Below are 4677 nucleotides of genomic sequence, written 5' to 3'. Positions count from 1 at the left end.
CTGGGGGTGGGGGTCCCGGTCGGTCTGGGAGGCGACCTGGACCACCACCCGGCGCTGGCGGGGGGGTTCGCGGGACGCCGCCCGCCAGTCCGCGGCGAGCGGCGGCTCCAGCTCGTCCGGGCCGCGGTCGGCCAGCACGCGCACCAGGTCGGTCAGGATCTCCCGCTCCCGCAGGTAGCGGGGCTCCTGGCCGCGGGGCGCCATCACATAGGCCACCGCGATGCCCTTGAGCGCGAGGATCTCGTGCTCGGTCTCGTCGGGCACCACGAGCCGCGCGGCGTAGCGCGTCAGCGCCCCGTCGCCGTACTCGGCGCGCGTGGCGTCGATCGCCGCGCCGATGAACCGGCCGATGAGCTGGCTCGTCATGTCCTTGAGCGAGGCCAGCGAGCCGCGCGAGCCGTCGAAGGCCCGCACCAGGTGGCCCTCGCCGCGCAGGTACTCCTGCAGCCGCCCGATCGCGGCGTCGACGGCGTCGGCCCGGTACCACTCGCCGTACCAGGACCGCACGAACTCGGCGACGCGCGCCCGCTCGTCGGCGTCGGCCATGAGGTCCAGGTCGATGCGGCCGGCCACCACGCCGTCCTCGACGTCGTGCACGGAGTAGCTGATGTCGTCGGCGAGGTCCATGACCTGTGCCTCCAGGCACTTCACGCCGTCCGGCGCGTCCTTGCGCAGCCACGTGAACACGGGCAGGTCGTCGGGGTAGACGCCGAACTTGCGGCTGGCCGTGCCGTCGGGCCGGGCGGGGCCGGCGCCGTACGCCCACGGGTACTTGACGCTCGCGTCGAGGCTGGCCCGAGTCAGGTTGAGGCCCGCGGGGACGCCGTCGAACCCGATCACCTTGGGCTCCAGCCGCGTGAGCAGGCGGAGGGTCTGGGCGTTGCCCTCGAAGCCGCCGATCGGCTCGGCGATCTCGGCCAGCGCCGTCTCGCCGTTGTGCCCGAAGGGCGGGTGCCCCAGGTCGTGGGTGAGGCAGGCGGTGTCGACGACGTCGGGGTCGCAGCCGAGCGAACGGCCCATGCCACGGCCCACCTGGGCCACCTCGAGGGAGTGCGTCAGGCGGGTGCGCACGAAGTCGTCGTGCCCGGCGCCGAGCACCTGGGTCTTGGCACCGAGGCGGCGCAGGGCGGAGGAGTGCACCACGCGCCCGCGGTCGCGCTCGAACGGGGTCCGGGCCTGCGACTTGGGCGGTTCGTTCACCCAGCGCTCGACGTCCTGCGCGCTGTACGACGGCGGGATGCTCTTCCCGAGGGCTTGCTCCACGCCCGCCACTCTAGCCACGCGGTCCGACATCCCGGAATCACGTGGTCCGCGGAGGCTCCGGGGGTGCGGCCGGTGCCGTCGCCGGCGGAGGCAGGTCCCTGCCTCCGCCGTGCAGCGCTACTTGTTGTTGCTGTACCAGCTCAGGCCGCCGGGGAGGTTGATGGAGTGCTTCTTGGTCTTGGAGTTCCAGGTCCAGGGACCCACCTTGAAGCTCATCGACGACAGGCCCCGCTGCGTGATGTTGAACTTGAGCGGACCGAGCGACAGCCGCTTGCGATACCTGATTCCCATGGTGCCTTTGTTCCTCCCTGAGTCGGGCAAAGCGTACCGAACCGCGCTAGTCCGGCAAACCAAACCAGGGAGCGTGTCAGACGTACAGATCCCTCGGGTGACCTGTACGTCTGACTCGTCAGTCGCGGGCCGACATCCAGGCGTCGCTCGCGCGCTGGACGTCGTCCGGCGTGACCGACTCCGCGACCGTCACGAAGTACCAGCGGTGGCCGAACGGGCAGCGCACCGCGGCCTGCCGGAAGCCCTCGAACCAGTCGGCGGGCTCGGCCAGGCTGCTCGCCCCGGCCTCGATCGCGCGGGCGTACGCCGCGTCGGTGTCCTCGACCGGGATCGTGAAGCTCGCGTGCGTCGGGCCGCCGGGCTCGGGCGCCGCCGAGTCGGGCGGGAACGCGCCCGCGACGGTGAAGGTCGACTCGCCCGCGGCGGACCGCAGGACCAGGTCGGAGTGGATCACGGCGTCGCCCGCGGTGATCACGTCGAGCGTCTCGGCCCCCAGCGCGGCCTCGTAGAAGGCGATGGCGGCGCGGGCGTCGGACACGGCGATGTTGGGGTGCAGGGCTGAGTTCCTCATGTCGTCGATGCTGCCCCGGCCGGGATGTGCCAGTCTTGGAAGAATGCGACAGGTGTTCGACGGCGAGGCTCCCGCGGCCCGGAACCTCGCGAACAGCGCGCTCGACTCCGGGCCCACCCTCGGCATCGTCGACCCCGTGCGGGCGCGCGACGCGTTCACCCTGGCCCGCGTGGAACCGGCGCCCGACCTCGCCGACCTCGTGGACTGGCACTGGGTGATCAGCTGGGACCTGCCGCCCGGGGTCGCGTTCACCCAGACCGTCATGCCGCACCCCGTGGGGCACGTCGTCGCGGAGCGGGAGGGCCTGCTCGCCTACGCGATGCCCGCCGGCCTCTTCGTGCGCACGCTGACCGGCTCCGGCGCCGTGGTCGGCACCAAGCTGCGCCCCGGCGGCTACCGCGCACTGCTCGGCCGTGCCGACCCGGGGGAGCGCGGCGCCGTCGAGCCCTTCCTCGGCCCGACGGCGGCGCGCGCCAACGACGAGGCCGTCGCCCAGGCGGCGGCCGGGCAGCCCGACGCCGCCGTCCGCACCCTCACCCCGCTGCTGCAGGAAGCGGCCGAGCGGTCCCGGACGCCGCGTTCCGCCGCGGCGCTCACCGCGCTGGGGAAGGCCTTCGCCGTGATCGCCGACGCCGTGCCGGGCACGTCCGTCGCGGCGCTCGCCGGCACGCTCGGCACCACGCCGCGCTCGCTGCAGCGGCTGTTCGCCGACTGGGTGGGCGTGAGCCCCAAGTGGGTGCTGCAGCGGCACCGGGTGCACCTAGCCGCCGAGCTGCTGGGCCGCGACCCGGAGCTGGACCTGGCGGGGCTGGCCGCCGCCGTCGGCTACTACGACCAGGCGCACTTCACGGGAGACTTCGTCCGCGCCGTCGGCGTGCCGCCGGGGGAGTACGCCCGGACGTGCGGCCGGGGTGTCGGACAGCGGGCATAGAATTCCGACCGTGGCCGGGCTGATCAGACGCGAGGATGTGGACCAGGTCCGCGAGCGCGCGCGGATCGACGAGATCGTCTCGGCGCACGTGACCCTCAAGCCTGCCGGGGTGGGCGCGCTGGTGGGGCTGTGCCCCTTCCACGACGAGCGCAGCCCGAGCTTCAACGTGCGGCCCAGCGTGGGCCGGTACCACTGCTTCGGGTGCGGCGAGGGCGGCGACGTCATCGAGTTCGTCATGAAGATGGACGGGCTGAGCTTCACCGAGGCCATCGAGTACCTCGCGGGCAAGACCGGCGTGCAGCTGCGGTACGAGGAGGGCGGCAACGCCCGTCCGCGTGAGGAGCCGGGCCGGCGTCAGCGGCTGCTGGACGCGCACAGCGTGGCCGCGGAGTTCTACGCGGAGCAGCTCATGGGGCCGGACGCGTCGGCGGCGCGCACGTTCCTCGCGGAGCGCAGCTTCGACCGGTCGGACGCCGAGCTGTTCGGCGTCGGCTTCGCGCCCAAGGGCTGGGACGCGCTGCAGCGGCACCTCCAGGGCCGGGGCTTCACGCAGGCGGAGCTGGTCGCGAGCGGGCTGATGTCGCAGGGGCAGCGCGGGATCTACGACCGGTTCCGCGGGCGCGTCATGTGGCCCATCCGCGACGTGACGGGGGCCGTGATCGGGTTCGGCGCGCGGCGCCTGTTCGAGGACGACCAGGGGCCCAAGTACCTGAACACCCCCGAGACCAGCCTCTACAAGAAGTCGCATGTGCTGTACGGGATCGACCTCGCCAAGCGGGAGATCGCCAAGGGCAAGCGTGTGGTGGTGGTCGAGGGGTACACGGACGTCATGGCGGCGCACCTGTCGGGTGTGACGACGGCGGTCGCCACGTGCGGCACGGCCTTCGGCGCGGACCACGCCAAGGTGGTGCGGCGCCTGCTCGGCGACACGACGGCCGGGGGCGGCATGCAGCTCGCCTCGGGCGGGACCGTGGGCGGCGAGATCATCTTCACGTTCGACGGCGACGCGGCGGGCCAGAAGGCCGCCGAGCGCGCCTACGGCGAGGACCAGCGGTTCTTCGCGCAGACGTACGTGGCCGTGGCCGACGACGGCATGGACCCGTGCGACCTGCGCATGGCCCGGGGCCCGGAGGCGGTGCGTGCGCTGGTCGACGGCCGCAAGCCGCTGTTCGCCTTCGTGATCCAGGCCAAGATCAAGCAGTTCGACCTGAACACCGTGGAGGGCCGCGTGTCCGCCGTGCGGGCGGCGGCACCCGAGATCGTGGGCATCCGCGACCGCAGCCAGCGCGACGGGTACATGCGCCAGGTCGCGGGCTGGATCGGCACGGAGATCGACGAGGTGCGCCGCGAGGTGGCCCGCGCGGCGTCCACGCCGTCGCAGCGTCGTCCTTCCGATGCCGCGCGGCCCGCGTCCGGTGCGACGCCGGTGGCCGGTGGTGCGCAGGGCGGCGGCCGTTCGGCATCGGGCGCGGTGCAGCTCCCGGCCCCCGACCCGCGCGACCCCGTGGCGCGGGGCGCGCGCCGCCCGGGGGGCGCGGGGCGGGCGAACCCCCCGCCCCGAGCCGCCGCGGGGGACGAGCGCGGCGGGGGCGCGGGAGCCCGGCCGGCCCGGCGCGCGGGG

5 protein-coding genes are annotated in these 4677 nt (G+C 73.9%); 2 read left to right on the top strand and 3 right to left on the bottom strand.

All coding sequences use genetic code 11. The annotated features are described in order from the left end of the window. From ACFWEJ_RS27380 to ACFWEJ_RS27370, 3 genes are all read right to left on the bottom strand, one after another. On the bottom strand, positions 1 to 1272 hold a 1272-nt coding region (locus ACFWEJ_RS27380; RefSeq protein ID WP_377232329.1), incomplete at its 3' end, for a deoxyguanosinetriphosphate triphosphohydrolase. A gap of 108 nt (positions 1273 to 1380) precedes the next feature. After that, the gene (locus ACFWEJ_RS27375; protein WP_357486753.1) at positions 1381 to 1554 is read right to left on the bottom strand and encodes a DUF4236 domain-containing protein; all 174 of its coding nucleotides are present in this window, start codon (positions 1552 to 1554) and stop codon (positions 1381 to 1383) included. 118 nt (positions 1555 to 1672) lie between these two features. Beyond that, the gene (locus ACFWEJ_RS27370) at positions 1673 to 2125 is read right to left on the bottom strand and encodes a VOC family protein (protein ID WP_377232328.1); all 453 of its coding nucleotides are present in this window, start codon (positions 2123 to 2125) and stop codon (positions 1673 to 1675) included. 43 nt (positions 2126 to 2168) lie between these two features. Here ACFWEJ_RS27370 and ACFWEJ_RS27365 point away from each other — a divergent pair, with 43 nt between their 5' ends. Both ACFWEJ_RS27365 and dnaG read left to right on the top strand, forming a co-directional pair. Beyond that, complete coding sequence (locus ACFWEJ_RS27365) at positions 2169 to 3056, top strand: helix-turn-helix domain-containing protein (protein WP_377232327.1); 888 nt, start codon at positions 2169 to 2171, stop codon at positions 3054 to 3056. Positions 3057 to 3066: 10 nt separating this feature from the next. Then, positions 3067 to 4677, top strand: a 1611-nt coding sequence (dnaG, locus tag ACFWEJ_RS27360; protein WP_377232326.1) for a DNA primase, incomplete at its 3' end; no start/stop codon positions are given.

Source organism: Promicromonospora sp. NPDC060204 (assembly GCF_042728455.1).
Lineage (GTDB): Bacteria > Actinomycetota > Actinomycetes > Actinomycetales > Cellulomonadaceae > Promicromonospora.
This window is presented reverse-complemented; position numbering and strand designations above follow the sequence as displayed.